Genomic DNA, 4,059 nt, shown 5'->3' with positions numbered 1-4,059 from the left:
GTGACATGTGTTGTCCAGTGTATTTTTTTGTTTGAATGCTTGGGCGCCCACCGTGGTCTACACGCTTGCGCACCCTCTTTCCCTCCCCGACGCTCTCCCGATCTCGCGCGCGTGAAGCGCACCGCGCCGGTCTCCATCGCCCAGTCGGTTGCATGCCGCTGCAGCGCGCCGATCGCGACGGGCTGCGCATCCTGGTGGTTGCGCACGCATGCGCCTTCGCACAGGATCTCGGTCGGACACACGCGTGCGCACATCCCGCCGAGCGGATTCGCCGACAGGATGTCGGTCGCGGCGCCCTTCAGGTTGCCGTTGCCGATCTTGCGGATGAAGCTCGGGATGTCGATCTGCGTCGGGCAGGCCTGCACGCACGGCGCGTCGTAGCAGTAGTGGCAGCGGCTGGCGGCGGCCGCGGCGGCAGTCGGATCGAGCAGCGGCGCGATATCGGCGAATTCGCACGAGAGTTGCGTGGACGACAGGCGATGCGCGGCGATATCGCCGGTTGGCTTGGTGGTCATACGCGTTCCTTCGACTGGGTGGAGACAAAGCCGTCCCCGCCGGCTGCGAATGCACAGTCGGGGCGGTCGTTATTAGGAATGCTACGGTCAGGCTGTCAGGCGCTGAGCAGCCTGCCGGCTGCTACGGTCCAGGCGTCATGAAGCCGGCTCGCATGCGCGCGACAGCATCGCGTGCAGCAGCACGTTCGCGCCGGCCTCGATCCACGCGGGCGTCGCGTCCTCGATCTCGTTGTGGCTGATGCCGTCGACACACGGCACGAACACCATCGACGTCGGCGCGACCTGCGCGAGGTAGCACGCATCGTGACCGGCACCCGACACGATGTCGCGATGCGAGAAGCCGAAGCGGTCGGCCGCACTGCGCACGGCTTCCACACAGGCAGCGTCGAACGCGACCGGCTTGTAATAGAAAATCTGCTCGAGTTCGGTCTCGAGCCCGATGTCGGCGGCGATGCGCGCCACGCCGTCACGCAGCGCGGCGTCCATCTTCGCGAGCACCTCGTCGTCCGGATGACGGAAATCGACGGTGAAGAACACGCGGCCGGGAATCACGTTGCGCGAGTTCGGGTAGACCTGCATCATGCCGACCGTCGCACAGCCGAACGGCGCATGATCGAGGCCGATCCGGTTGACGAGATCGACCACGCGCGACGCGCCGAGCAGCGCATCGCGGCGACGCGGCATCGGTGTCGGCCCCGCATGCGCTTCCTGGCCCGTGAACGTGATCTCGTACCAGCGCTGCCCCTGCGCGTCGGTCACGACGCCGATCGTCTTGCACTCCGCCTCGAGAATCGGCCCCTGCTCGATATGCAGTTCGAATGCCGCGTGCAGCTTGCGTCCGCCGCAGGGCACGTCACCCGCATAGCCGATGCGCGCCAGTTCCTCGCCGATCGTCTTGCCGTCCACATCCTTGCGCGACAGCCCGTATTCGAGCGGAAACACGCCCGCGAACACGCCGGAGGCGACCATCGCGGGCGCGAAGCGCGAGCCTTCCTCGTTGGTCCAGATCACGACCTCGACCGGATGCTCGGTCTCGATGCCGTGATCGTTGAGACTGCGAATCACCTCGAGGCCGCCGAGCACGCCGTAGATGCCGTCGAAGCGACCGCCCGTCGGCTGCGAATCCGCGTGCGAGCCCGTGACGACCGGCGCCGCATCGGCCACACGGCCCGCGCGACGCATGAACACGTTGCCCATCGTATCGACCGTCACCGTGCAGCCGGCGGCCTTCGCCCAGCCAACGATCAGGTCGCGGCCGGCCTTGTCGAGATCGGTCAGCGCGAGGCGGCACACGCCGCCCTTCGGCGTCGCGCCGATCTTCGCGACTTCCATCAGGCTGTCCCACAACCGCTTGCCGTCGACCTTGATCGACGTGTCGAAAGCTGCCCGCTTCACTGTTTCCGATACCGCGTTCATTCGTATCGCTCCTGTGGGGTCGGTGATATCGTCAGCCCGGTCTGTGCCGGTGCGTGTCATGCCTGTTTCGGGGCAACGGCGCCCAAGCGCGGTGCATGCCCCGATCGTTCGCGAAGATCGTCCGACGAATCCGGTTGAAAGATTTCCGCCGCTCGTCGAATCCTGTCCGATTGGACAGGTTTTAGACGATCAAAATGACCAAATCAATCTCTTTCTTGCGTGAATGAATGGAGCGAGAAACGTGCCATCGCAACGCAGCATGGCGATGAATGCGCGATATCGGTACGCGTGCGTTCGATGCGAATCAGCGGCTAGAATGAAGCCCAACGCGGCACGCCCGCCGCGCGAGGGCAACGATGAGACATGACGAGGCGGCAACCGAAGCCACCGACAGCGACGAAACGCCCGCGCCTTTGCGGCGACGCAAAGCGCACATCCGCGAGTCCAACGAAGCGCATCTGCTCGCCTGTGCGGAGGCCGTGTTCGCGGAACGCGGGCTCGACGGCGCGAGCACCGCGATGATCGCGGAGCGCGCGGGCCTGCCGAAAGCCAACCTGCATTACTACTTCCCGACGAAGCTTGCGTTGTACCGCCGCGTGCTCGACGACCTGTTCGAGGACTGGCATCGCGCGGCCGGTTCGTTCGAGGCCGACGACGATCCCGTCGAAGCGATCGGTGCCTACGTGCGCGCGAAGATGGCGCTTTCACGGCGGCGTCCGCTCGGCTCGAAGGTCTGGGCCAACGAGATCATCCACGGTGCGGAGCACATGCAGGACATCCTGTCGGAACGCGTGAAGCCGTGGTTCGATACACGCGTAAAGGTCATCGACGGCTGGATCGCGCGCGGGCTGCTTGCGCCGATCGACGCGCATGCGCTGATGTACCTGATCTGGGCCACCACGCAGCACTACGCGGATTTCGATGCGCAGATCCGCGCGCTGAGCGGCAAACGCACGTTCACGCAGAAGGCGTTCGACGACAAGACCGAACAGGTCGTGCAACTCGTGATTCGCGCATGCGGGGCGTTGTCGCCGCACGTGAAGGACTAGCGCGACAACGCGATCCACCCAAAGCAAAACGGGTATCGCACAGGTGATGCCCGTGCGATACCCGTCGTACGCGTCGCAGCATGCGTACTGCGCGTGATGCGTTACACGATGCGCTCGATCGCGATCGCCGTCGCCTCGCCACCGCCGATGCACAGCGACGCGACGCCACGCTTCATCCCATACGTTTCGAGCGCGGCCAGCAGCGTCACCATCACGCGCGCCCCCGATGCACCGATCGGATGCCCCAGCGCGCACGCGCCGCCATGCACGTTGACCTTCTCGTGCGGCAGGTCGAGATCGCGCATCGCGGCCATCGGCACCACGGCGAACGCTTCGTTGATTTCGAACAGGTCGACATCGCGCAGGTTCCAGCCGGTTTTCTCCGACAGCTTGCGCAGCGCGCCGATCGGCGCGGTCGCGAACAGGCCCGGCTTGTCCGCGTAAGTCGAATGCCCGACGATCACGGCCTTCGGCGTGAGGCCGAGGCGCTCCGCTTCCGAGCGGCGCATCATCACGAGTGCGGCCGCGCCGTCCGAGATCGACGACGCATTGGCGGCCGTCACCGTGCCGCCGTCGCGGAAAGCAGCCTTCAGCGTCGGGATCTTGTCGAGCCTCGCCTTGCCCGGCTGCTCGTCGATCGACACGACCGTTTCGCTCTTGCCCGCCTTCACGGTCACCGGTGCGATCTCCGACACGAAATGCCCGTCGGCGATCGCACGTTGCGCGCGCGTCAGCGATGCGATCGCGAATGCATCCTGCGCCTCGCGCGTGAACTGGTACGCCTGCGCGCAATCCTCGGCGAACGTGCCCATCAGACGGCCCTTCTCGTACGCGTCCTCGAGCCCGTCGAGGAACATGTGATCGAGCACCTGCCCGTGACCCATGCGCATCCCCGCGCGTGCCTTCGGCAGCAGGTACGGCGCATTCGTCATGCTCTCCATCCCGCCCGCGACGGCGACGCCTGCCGAACCCGCCAGCAGCAGGTCGTGCGCGAACATCGCGGCCTTCATCCCCGAGCCGCACATCTTGTTGACCGTGGTCGCGCCCGCCGCGAGCGGCAGCCCGGGCTTCAGCGCGGC

General features: G+C 66.0%; 3 protein-coding genes and 1 pseudogene. 1 reads left to right on the top strand and 3 read right to left on the bottom strand.

Going from position 1 to position 4,059, the window contains the following annotated elements:
- Nucleotides 1-515, bottom strand: a pseudogene (locus tag G3N93_RS35765) (dihydropyrimidine dehydrogenase); the annotation flags it as partial.
- A 135-nt stretch (nucleotides 516-650) separates the two neighbouring features.
- Nucleotides 651-1,931, bottom strand: a complete 1,281-nt coding sequence (locus tag G3N93_RS35760) for a Zn-dependent hydrolase (RefSeq protein WP_206135105.1) — start codon at nucleotides 1,929-1,931, stop codon at nucleotides 651-653.
- A gap of 356 nt (nucleotides 1,932-2,287) precedes the next feature.
- Here G3N93_RS35760 and G3N93_RS35755 point away from each other — a divergent pair, with 356 nt between their 5' ends.
- Nucleotides 2,288-2,980, top strand: coding sequence for a TetR/AcrR family transcriptional regulator (locus tag G3N93_RS35755; RefSeq protein ID WP_206135103.1), 693 nt, complete (start codon nucleotides 2,288-2,290; stop codon nucleotides 2,978-2,980).
- A 101-nt stretch (nucleotides 2,981-3,081) separates the two neighbouring features.
- Here G3N93_RS35755 and G3N93_RS35750 read toward each other — a convergent pair.
- Nucleotides 3,082-4,059: acetyl-CoA C-acyltransferase (locus tag G3N93_RS35750; protein ID WP_206135101.1), on the bottom strand; the 978-nt coding region annotated here is incomplete at its 5' end.

Source organism: Burkholderia sp. Se-20378 (genome assembly GCF_017104665.1).
In the GTDB taxonomy this organism is placed as follows: domain Bacteria; phylum Pseudomonadota; class Gammaproteobacteria; order Burkholderiales; family Burkholderiaceae; genus Burkholderia; species Burkholderia lata.
This window is presented reverse-complemented; position numbering and strand designations above follow the sequence as displayed.